19 protein-coding genes are annotated in these 19213 nt (G+C 59.3%); 11 read left to right on the forward strand and 8 right to left on the reverse strand.

Annotation, left to right across the window (positions count from 1 at the left end; all coding sequences use genetic code 11):
• Nucleotides 1–34: 34 nt before the first annotated feature.
• From OGM81_04460 to OGM81_04470, 3 genes are all read left to right on the forward strand, one after another.
• The gene (locus tag OGM81_04460) at nt 35–688 is read left to right on the forward strand and encodes an NAD(P)H-hydrate epimerase (protein ID UYJ44391.1); all 654 of its coding nucleotides are present in this window, start codon (nt 35–37) and stop codon (nt 686–688) included.
• A 6-nt stretch (nt 689–694) separates the two neighbouring features.
• On the forward strand, nt 695–1207 hold the full coding sequence (locus tag OGM81_04465; protein UYJ44392.1) for a helix-turn-helix domain-containing protein: 513 nt from the start codon (nt 695–697) through the stop codon (nt 1205–1207).
• Between the two features lie 105 nt (nt 1208–1312).
• Nucleotides 1313–1537: a hypothetical protein gene (locus OGM81_04470; GenBank protein UYJ44393.1), complete on the forward strand. Its 225-nt coding sequence runs from the start codon at nt 1313–1315 to the stop codon at nt 1535–1537.
• 255 nt (nt 1538–1792) lie between these two features.
• Here OGM81_04470 and OGM81_04475 read toward each other — a convergent pair whose 3' ends face one another.
• Nucleotides 1793–2725 carry a PfkB family carbohydrate kinase gene (locus tag OGM81_04475; protein ID UYJ44394.1) on the reverse strand — a complete coding sequence of 311 codons (933 nt, stop codon included), beginning with the start codon at nt 2723–2725 and terminating at the stop codon, nt 1793–1795.
• A gap of 71 nt (nt 2726–2796) precedes the next feature.
• Nucleotides 2797–3951, reverse strand: coding sequence for an aminotransferase class I/II-fold pyridoxal phosphate-dependent enzyme (locus tag OGM81_04480; GenBank protein ID UYJ44395.1), 1155 nt, complete (start codon nt 3949–3951; stop codon nt 2797–2799).
• A 394-nt stretch (nt 3952–4345) separates the two neighbouring features.
• Between OGM81_04480 and OGM81_04485 the strand changes: the two genes are divergently transcribed.
• From OGM81_04485 to OGM81_04500, 4 genes are all read left to right on the forward strand, one after another.
• Entirely contained in the window at nt 4346–5815 is a 1470-nt protein-coding gene (locus OGM81_04485; protein UYJ44970.1) for a PTS transporter subunit EIIC, read from the forward strand.
• A 263-nt stretch (nt 5816–6078) separates the two neighbouring features.
• Nucleotides 6079–6807 (forward strand): glucosamine-6-phosphate deaminase, encoded by a 729-nt coding sequence (nagB, locus tag OGM81_04490; GenBank protein UYJ44396.1) that lies wholly within the window; start codon nt 6079–6081, stop codon nt 6805–6807.
• A 19-nt stretch (nt 6808–6826) separates the two neighbouring features.
• Entirely contained in the window at nt 6827–7951 is a 1125-nt protein-coding gene (gene nagA / locus OGM81_04495; GenBank protein UYJ44397.1) for an N-acetylglucosamine-6-phosphate deacetylase, read from the forward strand.
• A 111-nt stretch (nt 7952–8062) separates the two neighbouring features.
• Complete coding sequence (locus tag OGM81_04500; GenBank protein ID UYJ44398.1) at nt 8063–8857, forward strand: DUF108 domain-containing protein; 795 nt, start codon at nt 8063–8065, stop codon at nt 8855–8857.
• A gap of 274 nt (nt 8858–9131) precedes the next feature.
• Here the strand turns inward: OGM81_04500 and OGM81_04505 are convergent, their stop codons facing one another.
• A complete protein-coding gene (locus tag OGM81_04505) occupies nt 9132–9581 on the reverse strand; it encodes an FAD-dependent oxidoreductase (protein ID UYJ44399.1) in 450 nt (149 codons plus the stop codon).
• Between the two features lie 108 nt (nt 9582–9689).
• On the opposite strand from OGM81_04505, the gene OGM81_04510 reads away from it, so the two are divergent.
• From OGM81_04510 to OGM81_04520, 3 genes are all read left to right on the forward strand, one after another.
• Complete coding sequence (locus OGM81_04510; GenBank protein ID UYJ44400.1) at nt 9690–9887, forward strand: hypothetical protein; 198 nt, start codon at nt 9690–9692, stop codon at nt 9885–9887.
• 94 nt (nt 9888–9981) lie between these two features.
• Nucleotides 9982–10443: a dihydrodipicolinate synthase family protein gene (locus OGM81_04515; GenBank protein UYJ44401.1), complete on the forward strand. Its 462-nt coding sequence runs from the start codon at nt 9982–9984 to the stop codon at nt 10441–10443.
• Between the two features lie 15 nt (nt 10444–10458).
• Nucleotides 10459–11688, forward strand: coding sequence for a glycerate kinase (locus OGM81_04520; protein UYJ44402.1), 1230 nt, complete (start codon nt 10459–10461; stop codon nt 11686–11688).
• 71 nt (nt 11689–11759) lie between these two features.
• Here OGM81_04520 and OGM81_04525 read toward each other — a convergent pair whose 3' ends face one another.
• The 5 genes from OGM81_04525 to OGM81_04545 form a co-directional block, all read right to left on the reverse strand.
• Complete coding sequence (locus OGM81_04525; GenBank protein UYJ44403.1) at nt 11760–12626, reverse strand: NAD(P)/FAD-dependent oxidoreductase; 867 nt, start codon at nt 12624–12626, stop codon at nt 11760–11762.
• A gap of 58 nt (nt 12627–12684) precedes the next feature.
• A complete protein-coding gene (locus tag OGM81_04530) occupies nt 12685–13056 on the reverse strand; it encodes a DUF1667 domain-containing protein (protein ID UYJ44404.1) in 372 nt (123 codons plus the stop codon).
• A 2-nt stretch (nt 13057–13058) separates the two neighbouring features.
• Nucleotides 13059–14315 carry an FAD-dependent oxidoreductase gene (locus tag OGM81_04535; protein UYJ44405.1) on the reverse strand — a complete coding sequence of 419 codons (1257 nt, stop codon included), beginning with the start codon at nt 14313–14315 and terminating at the stop codon, nt 13059–13061.
• A 15-nt stretch (nt 14316–14330) separates the two neighbouring features.
• Complete coding sequence (locus tag OGM81_04540) at nt 14331–15764, reverse strand: NAD(P)/FAD-dependent oxidoreductase (protein ID UYJ44406.1); 1434 nt, start codon at nt 15762–15764, stop codon at nt 14331–14333.
• 380 nt (nt 15765–16144) lie between these two features.
• Nucleotides 16145–17137, reverse strand: a complete 993-nt coding sequence (locus tag OGM81_04545) for a LacI family transcriptional regulator (protein ID UYJ44407.1) — start codon at nt 17135–17137, stop codon at nt 16145–16147.
• A gap of 373 nt (nt 17138–17510) precedes the next feature.
• Here OGM81_04545 and OGM81_04550 point away from each other — a divergent pair, with 373 nt between their 5' ends.
• Nucleotides 17511–18863, forward strand: a complete 1353-nt coding sequence (locus OGM81_04550) for an MATE family efflux transporter (protein UYJ44408.1) — start codon at nt 17511–17513, stop codon at nt 18861–18863.
• The last annotated feature ends 350 nt before the right edge of the window (nt 18864–19213 follow it).

Raw genomic sequence — 19213 nt, forward strand, 5'->3', positions numbered from 1 at the left:
TGATACAGGTACGACCCAAAAGGGAGGCATCACCATGACCCATACGACCGTGACCGCCGCCGAAATGAAGGCGCTGGAAAAAGCCGCTAACGACAACGGCCTTTTGTACATACAGATGATGGAAAACGCCGGCCGCGCCGCCTTTGCCCAGCTGCGCCGCCGCTTGCCCGGCCCCGCCCGGCTGCTGGTGGCGGCGGGCAGGGGCAACAATGGCGGGGACGGCTTCGTCATGGCCCGGGTGGCCGCCAAACAGGGCTGGCAGGTGCAGGTGCTGCTGGCTGAGGGCGAGCCGAAAACGCCCGATGCTATCACTAATTTTGGATCATTACGCGATCTGCCCGTAGAAATTCTGCACGATGCGGCATCTGCCGCCCCGGCGGATGCGGTGGTGGATGCGCTGTACGGCACGGGCTTCCATGGCACTTTGCGCCCGGCGGGCCGCACAGCCTGCGATTTAATGAATCGGCAGCACCAAAACGGTGCACTGCTGCTGGCGGTGGACCTGCCCAGCGGCATCAACGCCGATACCGGCGCGGTAGCCGAGGGTGCCGTGCGTGCAGACCTGACCGTGACCTTCCACCGCGCCAAACCGCTGCATTACATGCCGGGATCTGCCCATTATTGCGGCGAGGTGGTGGTGGCGGACATCGGCATCGGCGCTTACGCCGACGGCCAAAAAGAGGAGTAAAGCAACATGGGACGTTCATCCACGCGGGAAAACAAGACCCGCTACCAGTTGGCCCGGGAGGAACTGGGCCTTTCCCGCGAGAAAGCCAGCGAACTGCTGGAGACCATCGCGCCCGAGCGCATCGAAAAAATCGAGAGCGAGCGCAGCCTGCCCCGGCCGGACGAAGTGCTCATCATGGCGGAAAAGTATAAAACACCGTCGCTTTGCAACTATTTTTGCGCGCGGCAGTGCCCTATCGGCCAGCAGTACGTGCCCGAGATCCGCAGCAGTGAGCTTTCGGACATCGTGCTGAAAATGCTGGCCTCCCTCAACGCTATGGACCGCAAAAAGGAGCGGTTAATTGAAATTGCCGCCGACGGCACCATCAGCAAGGATGAGATCGACGACTTTGTGCGCATCCAGAAAGAGCTGGAGCGCATCTCGGTCACGGTGGAAACGCTGCAGCTTTGGGTGGAAAAGATGCTGGCCAACGGCAGGATCGACACTGAGGCCTATAATAAGGAGTCGGAAGCGCCGTAATTTCTCTCCACAGGGAAAAATAGCGCCGTTATTTTGCTGATTTTATCCTGTTTGTGCAATAAATAAGCGTGTATAATCGTATTCACAACAAAGGAGTGAATACATATGATTTCGTTAGCTGCCTTATTTCTGTTCGGTTGGTTCTTCTTCAAAAGCGTGGGGCTGGCGTTCCGGGTAGCCTGGTGCGCCGCCAAGGTGGTCGCAGCTGTGCTGTTCATGGTGGCTCTGCCGCTGATGGTGGTGGGCCTGCTCATTGGGAGCATCATCAAGCTGGCGCTGCCGCTGCTGCTCATCGCCGCCGCATTCTATTTGCTGAAAAGCTGCGCATAACCGCACAAAAGACACCGCTGTGTGGTCGTAAATGGCATACACGGCGGTATTTTTGCTTATACTGTATTAAGGCAACACCGCACAATTCCCGCCTGACGGCTTAAGCACCGCTCCGGCGGCTGCGGCACGGCATCTGCGTTGCCAAAATGCTCGATAATACACAAAGTATTATCTGCGCTTTTGGCTTAGCAGCTGCCGCACCTCGCTCGCCGTATCGGCACTTAGAATTATGCGGTATTGCCTTAAATTTTAGTTTTAGTCCACCACGGGGATGTTCAGCCCAAACTCCAGCGGGCGGAACCGGGGGCAGACATTCTCGGCCGTGCAGATGACCGAGGCCGCCAAACGGCTGCCGATCTCGCAGGCTTCCGGCAGTGTCTTGCCGTAGGTCAGGCCTATGACCGTACCGGCGAAGAAGGCGTCCCCCGCGCCGGTGGTGTCGATGACATCCACCTTTTTGGCGGGCACAACGCCGCTTTCGCCGTTGGATCGCGCATATACAGCGCCCTCGCCGCCCATGGTCACCACCATGCAGGGAATGTTGGCGCTGTGTACGTTAGCGGCCAGCGTGCGGCACATCTCCTCGGGGGCCATGTGGTCGTACTCGTCGGAGAAGAGCAGCCCGGCCTCCTGCTGGTTGCAGACGAAGCAGTCGATCTCCTGCAAAAAGGCGCGGCGTTCCATGGCGATGCTCATGTTGGAGATGGCGGCGTAGACCTTTTTGTTGTACTTTTTGGCGCAGCGCAAAATCTGCTTGACGGTGTCCTTTTCCAGATCCAGTTCAAAGGCGATGCCGTCGCAGTCGGCAAAAATTTCGTCGCCTTTTTCCTCCAGCAGCCTGGTCAGCGGGGTGGTGTCCGGCCGCTTGGAGATGGCGGCGCAGACGTCGCCGTCGTTGTCAAACACGGCCAGCCAGGTGCCCATGCCGTCGGGCACTTTCTCGATGTATTTGGTGTTCACCTTATGTTTGGCCAGCTTGTCGATAACGTCCTGGCCGGAGCCGGTGTCATCCACCAGGCTGACGAAAGTGGGGCGCAGCTCCACATTGGCAATATCCTCGGCCACATTGCGGCAGACGCCGCCGTGGACCTGCTCGACCCGGCCGGCGTTGCGCCCGCCCGGGATGTAGGTGGATAGCGGATAGCCTTTAATATCCACAAACACCGCACCGATGACTACGATACCCATACGAAAAAATCCTTTCCTATACCAAAAGATTGCCCATATTGTACCATGGTTCGGCAGGATGCGCAATTGTGTTACAACTTCTTCAACTTTTCCAGCCGATTCAGCGCTTCATGCAGCGTCTCATCCTTCTTCGCAAAATGGAAGCGGATCAAGTGGTTCACATCCTCGCGGAAGAAGCTGGAGCCGGGCACTGCGCCTACGCCCACATCCCGGGCCAGCATCTCGCAGAATTCCAGGTCGCTCTTGTAGCCGTAGCGGGAAATGTCCATCAGCACGTAGTACGCGCCCTGGGGCGTGGTGTGTTCCAGCCCGATGGCATCCAGGCCCTGCACAAACAAATCCCGCTTGTGGGTGTAGGTTTTCAGCAGTTCATCGTAATAGTCCCGGCCAAAGCGCAGGCCGGGGATGACAGCCTCCTGCAGGGGCGCGGCGGCGCCTACGGTCAAAAAGTCGTGGACCTTTTTGATGCGGTCGGTGATCTCGGCCGGGGCGATGGTGTAGCCCAGCCGCCAGCCGGTGATGGAGTAGGTTTTGGACAGCGACGAGCAGGAGATCGTGCGCTCCCACATACCGGGCAGGCTGGCAAAGTAGGTGTGGGTGTAAGGTGCGTAGACGATATGCTCATACACTTCGTCGGTGATGACGTAGGCGTCGTACTTTTTGGCCAGGTCCGCGATGGTTTCCAGCTCAGCACGAGTGAACACCTTGCCGCAGGGGTTGGACGGGTTGCACAGGATCAAAGCCTTGGGGTGCTGCTTGAAAGCAGCTTCCAGCTCGTCCACGTTAAAATCAAACGTGGGCGGGTGCAGCGGCACATAAATAGGCTCGGCCCCGGAAAGGATCGTGTCAGCACCGTAATTCTCGTAAAAAGGCGAAAACACGATGACCTTGTCGCCGGGGTTGGCCACCGCCATCATGGCGGCCATCATGGCCTCGGTGCTGCCACAGGTGGTCACGATCTCGCTGTTGGGGTCGATTTCACGGCCCATCAGGCGGCTTTGCTTTTCGGCCAGCGCCTCGCGGAAGTTCTGCGCGCCCCAGGTGATGGAATACTGGTGGAAATCCTCGTGGGCGACCTCGGCCAGGCGGTTCAAAATAGCCTGGGGCGGGTCAAAGTCCGGGAATCCCTGGGACAGGTTGACCGCGCCGTATTGGTTGGAGATGCGGGTCATCCGCCGGATGACCGAATCCGTAAAATGCGCTGTGCGCGTGGATAGTGGCTGCATAGGCTGCTCCTCCCTCTATACTCTACAAAATATATACCCATTATTATAGTAATCACGCGTCTTTATTGCAACCTGCCCCTCATCAACACCCCCGGCGGCCCTGCAAAATGCTTTAAAGAAATTTTCTCTTCGTCGCTTCGTCGCTGTAAAGCGAAAGAAATTTTCGCAAGCCGCGGGAATACGGCAATAAAAAGTTAAATATCTTACGATTTTTGGGCAATAATCCTCTCTTTGTTAACAAATTATCCAAATATGGTGTGAGTTTTTCGTCTTTTCGGCAATTTTAACAAAAGGGGTTTTCTTTTTTGTAAAAATGTGTTAACATATATTTAACAAAGTGGTCGGCTGGCGGAACCAGATCAGCCCCACTTAAATATTTTGGAGGAATGCTTTTATTATGAAGTATCTGCAAAAGCTCGGCAAAGCGTTAATGCTTCCCGTAGCTGCGTTGCCCGTCTGTGGTATCCTGATGGGCATTGGTTACGCACTCGCTCCCGCCGTTATGGGCGCTGAGGGTGCTACCTCCGGTGCTGCGTACACCGTTGGTTTCCTGCTGATCAAGGCCGGTGGCGCTTTGATCGACAACATGGCTTGGCTGTTCGCCATCGGCGCTGCTGTGGGTCTGTCTGATGACCACGACGGCACGGCCGGTCTGGCTGGCCTGGTCAGCTTCCTGATGATGCAGCAGCTGCTCAGCCCCGGCGTTGTCGGCGCTGTCCGTACCCTGGAAGAAGGCTCTGTCGATTACATTGCTTTCAGCAAGATCGCCGGCAACTCCTTCATCGGTATCCTGGCCGCCATCATCGGTGCTGCCTGCTACAACAAGTTCAAGAACACCCAGCTGCCTGACTGGCTGGCGTTCTTCAGCGGCAAGCGCAGCGTTGCTATCGTAACTGCCGTTGTTTCCATCGTCGTTTCTGTCATTCTGCTGTTCGTCTGGCCTGTCATCTTCGGCGTTCTGGTTGCTCTGGGCAACGGCATTGCCAAGATGGGCGGCGTTGGCGCCGGCATCTATGCTTTCCTGAACCGTCTGCTGATCCCCACCGGCCTGCATCACGCCCTGAACAACGTGTTCTGGTTTGATACCATCGGCCTGGGCGACCTGAGCCACTACTGGGCTGGCGACACCTCCGCTGATGTGGGCTGGAGCCTCGGCATGTACATGTCCGGCTTCTTCCCCTGCATGATGTTCGGTATTGCCGGTGCTGCTCTGGCCATGGTCCAGACTGCTAAGAACAAGAAGGCTGCTATCGGCCTGGTCGTTTCCGCTGCTATCTGCGCATTCGTCTGCGGCGTTACCGAGCCCTTCGAGTTCGGCTTCATGTTCCTCTGCTTCCCCCTGTACATCGTCTACGCCGTTCTGTACGGCATCTTCACCATCATCACCTACTACTCCGGCTTCCGCGCAGGCTTCTGCTTCTACGCCGGTGCTACTGACCTGGTCTTCTCCGCCAGCCTGCCCGCTGCCGCCAAGACTTGGATGATCATTCCTCTGGGCATTGCTGCCTTCGTCGTGTTCTATCTGGTGTTCCGCTTCGCCATCACCAAGTTCGACCTGAAGACCCCCGGCCGTGAGGACGAGGACGAGGAAGCCGCTGAGGCCAACATCACCCTGGCCAACAACGACTACACTGCCATCGCCAAGGGCGTTCTGGCTGCTGTCGGCGGCAAGGGCAACGTTGCCAACGTTGACTACTGCGCTACCCGCCTGCGCTTCGAAATCAAGGACCACACCGCCGTTGATGAGAAGGCTGTTAAGAAGGCTGGTGCCGCTGGTGTCATCCGTCCCAGCAAGACTGCCTGCCAGGTCGTTATCGGCCCCAAGGTTCAGTTTGTGTACGACGAACTGAAGAAAATGCTGTAAGCCTTGCGTGATCGCTTACGGTGCCCCTTGGTAAAGGTTCTGGTTCCCTTTATCTAAACCGCATATCTTCCGCCGGGGGCGGGCTGAACGCCTGCCCCCGGCGCTTTTTATGAAATGTTGCCTGGAGCTTGCACAAAATTGCTCGGATTTTGATATAAAATTCACATTTATCTGCTTTTTCTAAAACGGTATTGTGGTATAATACAAGGTAAGGAGAAACGGCGGCCCCACCGGCCCGCCCCAATAATTAGGAGGAAATCTCTATGAAAATCATCCGCGCGAAAGACTACTATGACATGTCCCGCAAGGCTGCCAACATCATCTCGGCTCAGGTCATCATGAAACCCAACTGCGTGCTGGGCCTGGCCACCGGCGGTACCCCCGTGGGTACCTATAAACAGCTGGTCGAGTGGTACAACAAGGGCGACCTGGACTTTTCCGAGGTCACCAGCGTCAACCTGGACGAGTACCGCGGCCTGCCCAAGGAGCATCCCGAAAGCTACTGGAGCTTCATGCACCGCAACCTGTTCGACCTGGTCAACATCCGCACCGAAGCCATCAACCTGCCCAACGGTACCAACATGGATGCCGAGGGCGAGTGCGCCCGCTATGACGCTGTCATCAAGAGCGTCGGCGGCGTCGACCTGCAGCTGCTGGGCATCGGCCACGACGGCCACATCGGTTTCAACGAGCCGGGCGAGGCCTTCGAGCTGGGCACCCACTGCGTCGACCTGAAGCCCGAGACCATCGAGGCCAACAAGCGCTTCTTTGACGGCAACGAGGACCTGGTCCCCAAACAGGCCTACACCATGGGCATCAAGACCATCATGCAGGCCCGCAAGGTGCTGATGGTCGTCAACGGCAAGGGCAAGGCTGAAATCGTGAAGAAAGCCTTCTTCGGCCCTGTCACTCCCGAAGTGCCCGCCAGCATCCTGCAGATGCACCCCGACTTTATCCTGGTCGGCGATGAGGAAGCATTCAGCCTGATCTGATGGCAGGAGGTTTTCCGCTATGATTATCAAAAATGCCAAAGTTTTTACGGATGGCTGCCGTTTTGTGGAAAAAGACCTGGTGATCCGCGATGGCCGCATCGTCTTCGGTGCCGCCCCGCAGGAGAACGAGGAAGTGCTGGACGCCAAGGGCAGCTACGCCCTGCCCGGCCTTGTGGATATCCACTTCCACGGTGCTGTCGGCCATGACTTCTGCGATGCCGACGAAGCAGGTCTGCAGGCCATTGCCGATTTCGAGGCCAGCAAAGGTGTGCTGGCCATCTGCCCCGCCACGATGACCTTCAGCGAAGAGATCCTGAACGGCATCATGGATGTGGCTGCGGCCCATAAAAATGAGCACGGCGCGGATCTGGTCGGCATCAACATGGAAGGTCCCTACATCAGCCCCAAAAAGGTGGGCGCCCAGAACCCCAAGTACGTGATGGCCGCCAACGCCGATATGTTCCGCCGACTGCAGGCCCGCAGCGGTGGGCTGATCAAGCTGGTGGACGTCGCCCCCGAGGAGCCGGGCAACATGGACTTCATCAAGGAATGTCACGATGAGGTGCGTATTTCCATTGCCCACACCTGCACCGACTATGACACCGCCAAAGAAGCCTTTGCCGCCGGTGCCACCCACATGACCCACCTGTACAACGCCATGCCGGGCATCACCCACCGCGCCCCCGGCCCCATTATCGCCGCGCTGGAGGAGGGTGCCGAGGTCGAGCTGATCACCGACAACGTGCACATCCACCCCGCCGTGGTGCGCTTTACCTTCAACACCTTCGGCGACGACCACGTGATTCTGATCGCTGATAGCATGATGGCCTGCGGTCTGCCCGACGGCCAGTACAGCCTGGGTGGTCAGGCCGTCACCGTGCACGGCCGCCGCGCCACCCTGACCGAGCAGGAGGGCACCATCGCCGGCAGCGCCACCTGCCTGTTTGACTGCATGAAGCGTGCGGTGCAGGAGATGGGCGTGCCGCTGGAAAGCGCCGTCCGCGCCGCCACCCTCAACCCCGCCCGCAGCATCGGTGTCGATGCCGACTATGGCAGCCTGGAAGCAGGCCGCTGGGGCAACGTGGTACTGGTGGACGACCAGCTGAACATCCAGACCGTGGTGCGCCACGGCCAGATTCTGTAACCGCTGTAAAAGCCGCAAAAAATAAACCGGGACGTTTTGCCGCGTCCCGGTTTTCTTTTTGCGCACCGTATGCTACAATGGGGGGCAACAAGCAAGAAGGAGTGTGCCCCTATGAAGAAAATTGCGATTTTGGGCTGCGGCCAGCTGGGCAGCATCGTGGCCGATGCCATTGCCAGCGGCCTGCTGCCGGATTATACCCTCTGTGCAGCGATGAGCCGCAAGCTGCCGGACGCCGAGGCCCTGTGCGCCAAAGCGGGCGGCGCGGCCTGCGTCACCTTGGACGAGGTGCTGGCCCAGAAACCGGATTACGTGGTGGAGACCGCTGCCGTGCAGGTGGCCAAAGAAAGCTGCCTGCCGGTGCTGGAAGCCGGGCTGGGCTTTATCCCCATCAGCATCGGCGCTTTTGCGGATGCCGATTTTTACGCCAAGGCCTGCGCCGCGGCCAAGGCCCACGGCGGGCGCATCTACCTGCCCCACGGCGCAGTGGGTGGCTTTGATGTGCTGCACACGGTGGCCCTGATGGCCAAGGCGAAGAACCAGCCCATCACCGCCGAGATCCACACCCACAAAGGCCCGGCGTCGCTGAAAAACACGCCGCTGTTCACCGAAGAGCTGATGACCACGCCAGAAAAGACGGTGCTGGCAGGCACCGCTGCCGAGGCCATCCAGGTATTGCCCACGAAGGTGAACGTGGCGGTCGCCGCCGCCCTGGCCAGCATCGGCCCCGACGCCATGGGTGCAAAAATTACCAGCGTGGAAGGCTTTGCCGGTGACGACCACTGCATCACCATGGAGACCGACGGCCTGAAAGTGACCTCCGACGTCTACAGCCGCACCGCCGAGATCGCCGGCTGGAGCATCGTCTCCCTTCTGCAAAACCTCGCCAGCCCTGTGGTGCTGTTTTGACCTACTTTCTTTGGAAAAGAAAGTAGGCAAAGAAACTTTCCATATAACACAACACAAAAGGGCGATGCCGGAGAACTGCATCGCCCTTTTGTAATGTCGTATTGAGGATAAACCGTAGAGCATTTTGGCCCCGAAGGGGCCAATAGGGAGAACGGGCTAAAGGCGTTAAGAAAATTGCAGCACTCCTACAATTTTTAGCTTTTAGCCCATTCGACCACCTCATATCGAGGTGTCCGCCGCAGGGCGGCGGAACACCGAAAGCGCAAACAAAAAATTATTTCTCGCGGCGTTTCGTCAAATATCCATCCATTTCTTCGGCAACCTGCTTGGAGTATTTAACAGCTTCCACAACGGTCCGGGCACCCAGCACCACATCACCGCTGGCAAAAATCCCCTCACGGGTGGTGTGGCCGTGCTCGTCGGTGGCAAGCAGACCGTGGCTGCTCATCTCCAGGCCGGTGGTGGTGCTGACGATGCGGTTCTGCGCGCCCTGGCTGATGGCAATGATGACGCTGGAGCAGGGGAAGAACTGCTCCTCGCTGGTGGAGGTAATGTTGCCTTCCTCGTCCATCTCCACTTTCTTGTAGTAAACGCCGTTGTCGGTAATGCGGGTGGGGCGCATGCCGTAGTAGAACTCCACGCCGTCGGCCTTGGCGTAGTCCACTTCACGCACGCTGGCGGCGGTCTGGTAGCGGCGGGCTTCGTTTACAACATGGATCGCCATTTCTTTTTCTCCTTCTTATCTCTTCCTATTTCCTCGCACATAAAAATCGACATTCCAGCGCGGGCTGTGCTATAATTTTGGTAAATAGACCGTTAGGGGGTACCCGTTATGGCAAAGGCCGCGGTGCTGCTGCCCCGGCAGGAAATGCAGCAAATGGCAGCAGGCTTGATTGCACAGTATCCGAATCTATCACCTTTCTGTATCGAGTATACCCATACCGACGCAGCTTGTCAACGCGCGATAAGGTTACAAAATGATGGCTGCGAGCTGATTTTGGCCCGCGGCCTGCAGGCGGCGCTGGTGTAGTCCGCACCAGGGCTGAAACGCTGGGCCGCTGAAAAGAGGGAACCGCTATGAACGCCGATTCATCAAGGGCGTCGTCGTCCCGATCCTGACCATTGTGGATGAGGACGAGAAAATCGATGAAGAAAAACAGCGTGCCCAGGTAGATTACGTCATCGTGGGCGGCGTCACCGGCATCCTGGCCTTTGGCTCCAACGGCGAGTTCTACATGCTGGAGGAGGATGAGATGGAGCACGGCCTGCGCATCATAGTGGACCGGACCGCCGGGCGTGTGCCGGTCTACTTCGGCATCGGGGCCACCAACGCCAAAAAATGCTGCCGCCTGGCCAAAATGGCCGTGGCAAACGGCACGGCGGCGGTCAGCGTGCTGCAGCCCATGTTCTTAAAGCCAACCCACGATGAGCTGTTTCTCCACTTTAAAACCATTGCCGGGAGTATTCCCGATACACCGGTATTGCTGTATAATAATCCCGGACAGGTCGGCTACACGCTGACTACCCCGGCGGGTGCCGCCCGGGACGGGTTTGTGCGTACCATGACCGCCGCCGGACTTTTATAAAAAGGAGTCTTTGCCATGAATACCACCCTGCGTGCCCAAGCTGAAACGATTGTAACTGCCAGCATTCACGCCGTGCTGCCGGATGAAGCGGTGCGCCGCGCACTGCAGGGCTTTGCCCCGGCGGGGCGGGTGTTTTTGGCAGCCGCGGGCAAGGCTGCCTGGCAGATGGCCCATGCCGCCGTAGAAGTGCTGGGCCGGCCGGACGGCGGCGTGGTCATTACCAAATACGGCCACGTGAAAGGCGAGATTCCCGGCGTGACTTGCTATGAAGCCGCCCACCCGGTGCCCGACGAAGCAGGCTTTGCCGCTACCGAAAAGGCGCTGGCGCTGGTGCATGGGCTGACCGCGCAGGATGCTGTGCTGTTTTTGCTCTCCGGCGGCGGCAGTGCCCTATTGGAAAAGCCGCTGATCCCTGGCGCGGAATTGCAGGACATCACGTCCCAGCTGCTGGCCAGCGGCGCGGATATTGTGGAGATGAACACCATCCGCAAGCGCCTGTCCGGCGTCAAGGGCGGGCGGTTCGCGCTGGCCTGCGCCCCTGCGCAGGTGTACAGCATCGTGCTCAGCGATATTTTGGGCGACCCGCTGGATATGATCGCCAGCGGCCCCGCCTGCCCGGACAGCTCCACCTGCGCCGAGGCCAAGGCTATCGCCGCACGGTATGGGTTAAAACTTTCCCCGGCGGCTGCGGCGCTTCTGGAGCAGGAAACACCCAAAGCGCTGGACAATGTGACCACCAAAATCACCGGCAGCGTGCGGGAACTGTGCGCCGCTGCGGCGGATGCCTGCCGCAAAGCGGGCTACACCCCCGTGCTGCTGACCGACCGGCTGAACTGCGAAGCCCGAGAGGCAGGGCGCTTTTTGGGCAGCATCGCCCAAAGCCACGCCGGGCAGGGGCAAAAGCTGGCCTTTCTGGCGGGCGGCGAAACCGTGGTACACCTGACGGGTCACGGCCTGGGCGGCCGCAACCAGGAATTGGCGCTGGCCGCCGCCCCTGCGCTGGCAGGGCTGAATGCCTGCGTTTTCTCGGTGGGCAGTGATGGCACCGACGGCCCCACCGATGCGGCGGGCGGCTACACGGACGGCGATACGGATGCCGCCCTGACAGCCCACGGCCTGACTGTACCCGCCGTGCTGGCAGATAACGACGCCTACCACGCCTTGCAGGCAGTGGGCGGGCTGCTAGTCACCGGCCCCACCGGCACCAATGTAAATGATGTAAGTGTGGTGCTGGTGCAGGGATAACCACACAAAACAAAACGTCCCCGGCGGTCCCATCGCGGACCACTGGGGGCGTTTTGCATTGTTTTGTAAGGTTACTTCTGCTCGGCCAGCCATTCCACCGCCGACAGGGCGGCAATGTTGCCCTGCCCGGCAGCCTTGATATACTGGTAGGGCTTGCCTGCCAGATCGCCGCAGGCGAAGCAGCCCGGCAGGTTGGTGCGCATCTGGGCGTCGACGGCTACATGGGGGCCGTCGGTGGCAAGGCCCGGTACCAGTTTGTCCGGCGCTACGGCATCCCGCAGCACAAACACACCGTCCACGGGGTGCAGATCTTTGTCGGTCTGCACGCCCTCGGCCCTCATCGTGCCGGGGATGGATAGCACCCTCTCCCGCACCACCGTTACGTTGGTGCCGACATTGACCTCGTGGGGTACGACCGGGAAATACAATACCCGGGCGCAGGTCTCGGCCAAAAAGTCGGCCTCGCGGCAGCTCTCGGCGTTGTAGCCCAGCACGGCCACTGCCTTGCCCTTGTAAAAGTGGGCGTCGCAGGTGGCGCAGTAGCTTACGCCGCGGCCCAGCAGCTCGTCCTCACCGGGGAAAGGTTTGCCCATCACGACGCCGCCCGCCAGAATGACTGACGAGGCCTCATACATAATATCCGGCGTCTGGATGCCGAAGTAGCTGCCCATGGCGTAGACGGTCGTGACCTGCTTCTCGGTGATCTCCACGCCCATCACGTCCAGATGATGCTTGAGTTTGTCGGCCAGGTCGGTACCGGTAATGTCCGGCAGACCGGGGTAGTTGCGGATGGTATGGGCCTTGGTCATCTTGGTCGTCAGCCCTTCGCTGCCAAACAGCAGCACCTGCTTGCCGCGCACGCGGGCGGTGATGGCCGCCGATACGCCGGCAGGCCCAGTACCGATAATGGCAATATCAGCGCGGGTGGTTTCGTTCATGGCAGTTCTCCTCTATGCTTTCTGTATACGCTTATACTTTCCCTATTCTACCACAAAATCAGGCGTGCGCAATATTTTTTGTAGCGATGATGTCCACGCCTGTGCCCGCCACATTTTCGGCCAAAACCTGACCAATGGTTATGGGGGCGGGGACTTCCACGTCTTTCAGCGCGCGGACCACATCAAAAATCTTGCCTTTGGGGATGTCACTGCGGGTCTTGCAGCTGACCATGGCCAGGGTGCCGCCGGTCACGCGGACGGTGCTGGTCACGATGCGGGTGGGGGCCGTGACCTCCTTGCGGGCGTAGGCATCGCCCCGGGGGCAGGTGTTGCCGGTGACGGAGACGACCGCGCCGTCCTCCATCGTAACGATCAGCGGGCAGCCCATGGGGCAGCCGATGCAGGTAAGTTCGATTTTTTTCGTTTCCATAATCAGGCCTCCTCCAGCGTAACAGTCAGGCACGAGGCGTCAGGATGGGCGCGCAGGTCGGCCCCTTTCAGGCGGACGGTCTCCATCTCGCCGGGGGCCAGCACGGGCCGCTTGCGGCTGAAAATGCAGGTATCGCCCAGATATACGGCGATCTTTTTGTTCTTGAACACACCGCCCACGCGGAAGCGGATGGTCACGGTATCGCCGACGCAGGCCGGGCGCACCGTGGCGGGCACGGTGTAGCGCACGCCGTTCTCGCAATGTACCGGGATGGCCGGGGCGTCCTGCTCGCCATTTTGCAAATAAGCGGCGGCCTGGGCACCGGCAGCGCCGGCTTCCTCGGAAACATAGTCCACCAGATCATGCACATGCAGCACATTGCCTGCGGCAAACACGCCGGGGATGCTGGTCTCCAGGCTTTCGTTGACCAGCGGCCCGCTGGTGATGGGACTTAACGCCACACCGGCGGCGCGGCTCAGCTCGTTTTCAGGCAGCAAACCGCAGGAGAGCAGCAGCGTGTCGCAATCGTAGTGTTCCTCGGTGCCGGGGACGGGCTTGCCGTTCTCCACGCGGGCCAGCGTGATGCCCTCGACCCGCTCCTTACCCTGGATGTCCACGACGGTGTGGCTCAGCTTCAGCGGGATGCCGAAGTCATCGAGACACTGCACGATGTTGCGCTTTAAGCCGCCGGAGTAGGGCATCAGTTCAGCCACCACCTGCACCTGGGCGCCTTCCAGCGTCATGCGGCGGGCCATGATCAGGCCGATATCACCGGAGCCAAGGATGACCACCTTGCGGCCGGGGAGATAGCCCTCCATGTTTACCAGCCGTTGGGCCGTACCGGCGGTGTAGATGCCGGCAGGACGGTAGCCGGGGATGTTTAAGGCGCCACGGGGACGCTCCCGGCAGCCCATGGCCAGAATGACGGCTTTCGGGTGCAGCTGGAACAGGCCGTCCGTTTTGTTCATGGCGGTCACGGTCTTGTCCGCTGCCAGGTCCAGCACCATGGTGTCGAGCTTGTAGGGAATCTGCAATTCCTCAGCCTGGGCGATGAACCGGGCCGCATACTCGGGACCGGTCAGTTCCTCTTTAAAGGTGTGCAGGCCAAAGCCGTTGTGGATGCACTGGTTCAAAATACCGCCCAGTTCGCTGTCGCGCTCTAAAATCAGCAGGTTTTCTACACCGGCCTTGCGGGCAGCCACAGCTGCCGCCAGCCCCGCGGGGCCGCCGCCGATGATGACGAGATCTACGTTGTTCATATCCAGCCCCTCCCTTTAAAACGTATCCTTGTTGGTGCCGACGATGATTTTAGATTTGCCGCCGGCCTTGGTAATTTCACTCTGAGGCACACCCAGCTCGCGGGCCAGAATTTCCATCACGCGGGGGCTGCAGAAGCCCGCCTGACAGCGGCCCATACCGGCACGGGTGCGGCGCTTTACGCCGTCCAGACTGCGGGCACCGGGCACGCGGTGGATGGCATCAATAATTTCGCCCTCGGTCACGCTCTCACAGCGGCAGATAATCTGCCCGTAGGCGGGGTTCTCTTTGATAAGGGCGGCGCGTTCTTCAAAAGGCAGCGTCTTGGGGTCCAGGATACCCTTGCGGGTGGGGTCAAACGTCGGATCGTCCTCCAGATGCAGGCTGTTTTTCACGATGTCGGCCACCATAGCGCCCACGGCGGGGGCGCTGGACAGGCCGGGGGACTCGATGGCAGCGCAATCCACAAAGCCGGAGGCAATCTCGCCAATGAAGAAATCGTGCCGCGGCTCGTGGGCGCGCAGGCCTGCAAAGCTGGTGATAGTCTGGCGCATGGGCAGGTCCTTCACCGCCAGGCCGGACTTCTCCCGCACTTCGTTCAGGCCTGCCGCCGTGGTGGCGGTGGCCTCTTTGTCATCCACATCAATGGCCGTGGGGCCGACCAGCAGGTTGCCGTGCACGGTGGGGGTGACCAGCACGCCCTTACCGTACTTGCCCGGCAGCTGGAAGATGGTGTGGTGCACATGCCCTGCCGCCGCGTGATCCAGCAGGAAGTAATCGCCGCGCCGGGCAATGATCTGCATCGGGTGGGCGGCATCCACGGCGTTGTGCAGCTCGTCCGCATGCACACCGGCGGCGTTCACCACCAGGCGCGTCTCAAAGCTGCCCTTGTCGGTCTCCACGCGCCAGCCGCCCTCGATGGGGGCAAAGCCGGTGACGGTGGTATCAAACTGGAACTTTACGCCATTTTTTGCGGCGTTCTCGGCAAAAGCATAGGTCAGGCCAAAGGGGCAGACGATGCCGCCGGTGGGTGCCCACAGGGCGGCCACCGCGTTATCGGAAACGTTCGGCTCCATCTTGACCAGCTCGTCGCGTTCGATAATGCGCAGGCCCTCTACGCCGTTGGCCACGCCGTTTTCGTACAGCTTTACCAGATTCGGGCGGTCCTGCTCGCTCAAACACACCACCAGGCTGCCGCACTGGTCGTAGGCAAAATCCAATTCTTTGGCAAGGGCAGGCATACGGCGGCTGCCCTCCACATTCAATTTGGCCATCAGGCTGCCGTGGGTGGCATCGTAGCCTGCATGGACAATGGCGCTGTTGGCCTTGGAGGTGCCGCAGCAGACATCCTCCTCCTTATCCAGCACCAGAATATCTGCTTTACAGCGCGATAATTCCCGCGCTGCGGCGCAGCCGGAAACGCCTGCACCTATAATCAGAACGTCCAACATACTTATTCTCTCCTTCTGGCGAAATCCATCCGGAAAATCACCTATAATACCAGTATAGCGTGCAGAAGTTTTGCCGTCAATAGCCTGTTTTTTGTTGTTTTTGTACAAAGAATACCCCATAAACCACACAAAGCAGCACCTGGTAGATCAGGCGCTGCCTTGCGGCTTTGAAGTAATAAAGGCAATACCGCATAATTCTAAGTGCCGATACGGCGAGCGAGGTGCGGCAGCTGCTAAGCCAAAAGCGCAGATAATACTTTGTGTATTATCGAGCATTTTGGCAACGCAGATGCCGTGCCGCAGCCGCCGGAGCGGTGCTTAAGCCGCTAGGCGGGAATTGTGCGGTGTTGCCTAAAGAAAATGTCTGCTTCGCCTGCGGCCTACAGCATCGGCGGGGTGGTATCCCGCAGAACCAACCGGCAGGGCAGGCAGATGGTCTTTTCCACATCGGATTCGTGGTTTAAAAGGCGGATCATCTGCTTGGCGGCCGCGCGGCCGGTCTCGTGCAGACTGTTGTCGATGGAGGTCAGCTGCGGGTAGCAGATGGTGCAGTAGACGCTGTTGTTGCAGCCAATGACGGCGACTTCGTCTGGGATGCGCTTGCCGGTGACCTGCAGCGCGTGCAGGCAGCCCACGGCGGTGGTATCCTCGGAAAAGACGATAGCATCGGTGTTTGGGTCCTGCTGCAGGATGCGTGTGGTCACGAACTGACCGCCCTCGATGGAACGTTCGGCCCGGTAGCAGCGCTCCGTCAAACCGTATTCCCGGATGGCACGGCGGTAGCCGTTCAGCTTGTGCTCCTCACTCTCGGTCTCGTCATCATTGACAAAGGCAATGTTGCGCCGCCCGGCCTGGGCCAGCCGCTTGACGGCGTGGTAGGTGCCGTCTTCCTCATCGGAAAGGACACCGTAGGCGTTGGGCAGCGGCAGAACCGCGTTGGCAAACAAAATCGGAATATTGGGAACATATTTGGCAATGTACTCGCGGCACTGTGGTGTCACGAATATGGAACCGACGAAGAATACGCCAATGATCTGCTGGGCGTTCAGCGTACGCAGATACTCGCCGGTGCGGGCGGGGGTGCCGCCCAGGTTGCACAGGATGGTGCTGTACCCGGCGGTGGCCATCGTGCGCTCGATCTCATAGGCGATGGCGGCGTGGTGTACATCACGGATGTCCATCGTCATAACGGCTACGCAGCGGCTTTGCCGGGTGGCCAGGCCTTTCGCTACCTGGCTGGGCTGGTAATCGCAGCTGTCCAGCACGGCCTGTACCTTGATGCGGGTGGCTTTGCCCACCTTGCCGCCGTTCATCACCCGGGAGACTGTGGCAATCGAGACCCCGGCTTCCCGGGCTATATCATAAATAGTCAAGAAATACCTCCTGTGGGATGCAACACTTTGTAAGTGCTTTCAACATATTCATCATAGCACGCCCCAAAAACCGATGCAATTCTCGGATTTGACAAGATAATAACAGGGTTTTCTAACAAAATGACGAGAATTTACGGCATCTGTTATTTCCTACACAAAATTTCGGCCAGGCTTGTGTCTTTTCTGCACAATTGCCCGCAAGCGATTACAATTTCCTTGAATCGTTAAATTTGGGAACAAGAGAGGGTAAAAAGCATTTTGGCGGGATATTTGTCTAAACCGGGCGCTTTTTTCTCTTGTATGGGCTGTGGCGGCGTGATACAATAAACTGGTCTTTGATTTTGCCCTTTTTGTATAAGGAGATGTACGCATTATGGCTACCGCGCAAAGCCGCGTTACCGATATGACCCGGGGCGACCCGGTACGGCTGCTGCTGAATTTTTCGGCACCGCTGTTTTTAAGCAACCTGCTGCAGCAGTTCTATAATCTGGCGGATACCGCTTTGGCCGGGCATATCCTGGGGGACGCTGCCCTGGCGGAAATCGGGGCTACGGCTGCCCTGTACGGCCTTATCATGAACTTCGCTTTCGGCATGAATAACGGTCTGGCGCTGACGGTCAGCCGCCTGTTTGGCGCAGGTGATGAAAAGGGCGTGCGCCGCGCCACGGCCTGGATGCTGGCGCTGGCCGGGGCTACGGCTGCTGTGCTGACGGTGGTTTTCGTTGGTGTGCGCCGTCCGCTGCTGGTGCTGCTGCAGGTGCCGGAAGCGTCGATAGATGGGGCCCTTGCCTACCTGACGCTGATTCTGCTGGGCATCCCGCTGACGATGGCTTATAATATGGAAGCCGCCCTGCTGCGGGCCATTGGCAACAGCCTGACGCCGCTGTACTTTTTGCTGTTCAGCACGGTGCTCAACATCGGGCTGGACATCGCCTTTATGGGCCCGCTGCAGTTGGGCGTGGGCGGCGCGGCGGCCGCCACCGTGGTAGCCCAGGGCATCAGTGCGGTGCTGTGCGGGTGGTACATCATCCGCAATTACCCGGCCCTGCATTTTACCCGCAACGCCTTTGCCAACGGCAAAAAATTTGCCGCCAATATGTTCTGGGCGGGCCTAAGCATGGGCCTGATGAGCGCCATCTACAACATCGGCAGTGTGGTACTGCAAAGCAGTATCAATGCGCTGGGCAGCACCTACATCGCGGCTCAGGTCGCCGCCCGCCGCTTTGCGGAACTGTTCTTCATTCCCGGCAGTGCCCTGGGCATCGCCGTAGCAACCTACAGCAGCCAGAACCTGGGCGCAGGCCGCCGCAGCCGCATCATGAAAGGCGTGACCACGGCGCTGGGCATCTACTTTGTGTGGTGGGTGTTCGTGATGTTGTTCGTGTTCTTCCTCAGCGATCCGGCGGTGCGGGCCATCACCGGCACCAACGACGAGGTCATCATCTCCAACGCGGTGCTGTACTTGAAGATCAGCGCCCCGGTCATCCCGCCCATGGCGGTGCTGGTCATCGTGCGGAACATGCTGCAGGGCATCCAGCACACCATCGAGCCGCTACTGGCCAGCGGACTGGAACTCATCGGCAAGGTCATCTTCGGCGTGTGGATCGTGCCCGCGGTGGGCTACACGGCGGTCTGCTTCTGTGAGCCGGTCACCTGGGTGATCTGCTTCGTGTTCATCCTGGGCGCGCTGTACCGCTGCCGGGGTGAGTTGAAGGACAAAGAATAAGTTCTATCATATACCGGGCATGGCCAATGGGCTGTGCCTGTTTTTTGTTTACAGGGGCGGTTGAATGCTTTATAATAAAGGCAATACCGCATAATTCTAAGTGCCGATACGGCGAGCGAGGTGCGGCAGATGTTAAGCCAAAAGCGCAGATAATACTTTGTGCTGCAAAGGTGAGCGCCGCCGGTGGCGGATACAGCGAACCGAAGCAGGGGCAGCGGTCGCAGAGTGCGAGGGGATTTTGTCCCCGAAGCACGATGCGGGTACCGCAACCCGACATTATCGAGCATTTTGGCAACGCAGTTGCCGTGCCGCAGCCGCCGGAGCGGTGCTTAAGCCGCTAGGCGGGAATT

The organism is Oscillospiraceae bacterium (assembly GCA_025758045.1).
GTDB lineage: Bacteria > Bacillota > Clostridia > Oscillospirales > Ruminococcaceae > Gemmiger.

Bases quoted from the DNA above. Each gene is read 5' to 3' on its own strand.
- OGM81_04460 (UYJ44391.1), top strand. From the start codon at position 35: ATGACCCATACGACCGTGACCGCCGCCGAAATGAAGGCGCTGGAAAAA.
- OGM81_04465 (UYJ44392.1), top strand. From the start codon at position 695: ATGGGACGTTCATCCACGCGGGAAAACAAGACCCGCTACCAGTTGGCC.
- OGM81_04470 (UYJ44393.1), top strand. From the start codon at position 1,313: ATGATTTCGTTAGCTGCCTTATTTCTGTTCGGTTGGTTCTTCTTCAAA.
- OGM81_04475 (UYJ44394.1), bottom strand. From the start codon at position 2,725: ATGGGTATCGTAGTCATCGGTGCGGTGTTTGTGGATATTAAAGGCTAT.
- OGM81_04480 (UYJ44395.1), bottom strand. From the start codon at position 3,951: ATGCAGCCACTATCCACGCGCACAGCGCATTTTACGGATTCGGTCATC.
- nagB (UYJ44396.1), top strand. From the start codon at position 6,079: ATGAAAATCATCCGCGCGAAAGACTACTATGACATGTCCCGCAAGGCT.
- nagA (UYJ44397.1), top strand. From the start codon at position 6,827: ATGATTATCAAAAATGCCAAAGTTTTTACGGATGGCTGCCGTTTTGTG.
- OGM81_04500 (UYJ44398.1), top strand. From the start codon at position 8,063: ATGAAGAAAATTGCGATTTTGGGCTGCGGCCAGCTGGGCAGCATCGTG.
- OGM81_04505 (UYJ44399.1), bottom strand. From the start codon at position 9,581: ATGGCGATCCATGTTGTAAACGAAGCCCGCCGCTACCAGACCGCCGCC.
- OGM81_04510 (UYJ44400.1), top strand. From the start codon at position 9,690: ATGGCAAAGGCCGCGGTGCTGCTGCCCCGGCAGGAAATGCAGCAAATG.
- OGM81_04520 (UYJ44402.1), top strand. From the start codon at position 10,459: ATGAATACCACCCTGCGTGCCCAAGCTGAAACGATTGTAACTGCCAGC.
- OGM81_04525 (UYJ44403.1), bottom strand. From the start codon at position 12,626: ATGAACGAAACCACCCGCGCTGATATTGCCATTATCGGTACTGGGCCT.
- OGM81_04530 (UYJ44404.1), bottom strand. From the start codon at position 13,056: ATGGAAACGAAAAAAATCGAACTTACCTGCATCGGCTGCCCCATGGGC.
- OGM81_04535 (UYJ44405.1), bottom strand. From the start codon at position 14,315: ATGAACAACGTAGATCTCGTCATCATCGGCGGCGGCCCCGCGGGGCTG.
- OGM81_04540 (UYJ44406.1), bottom strand. From the start codon at position 15,764: ATGTTGGACGTTCTGATTATAGGTGCAGGCGTTTCCGGCTGCGCCGCA.
- OGM81_04550 (UYJ44408.1), top strand. From the start codon at position 17,511: ATGGCTACCGCGCAAAGCCGCGTTACCGATATGACCCGGGGCGACCCG.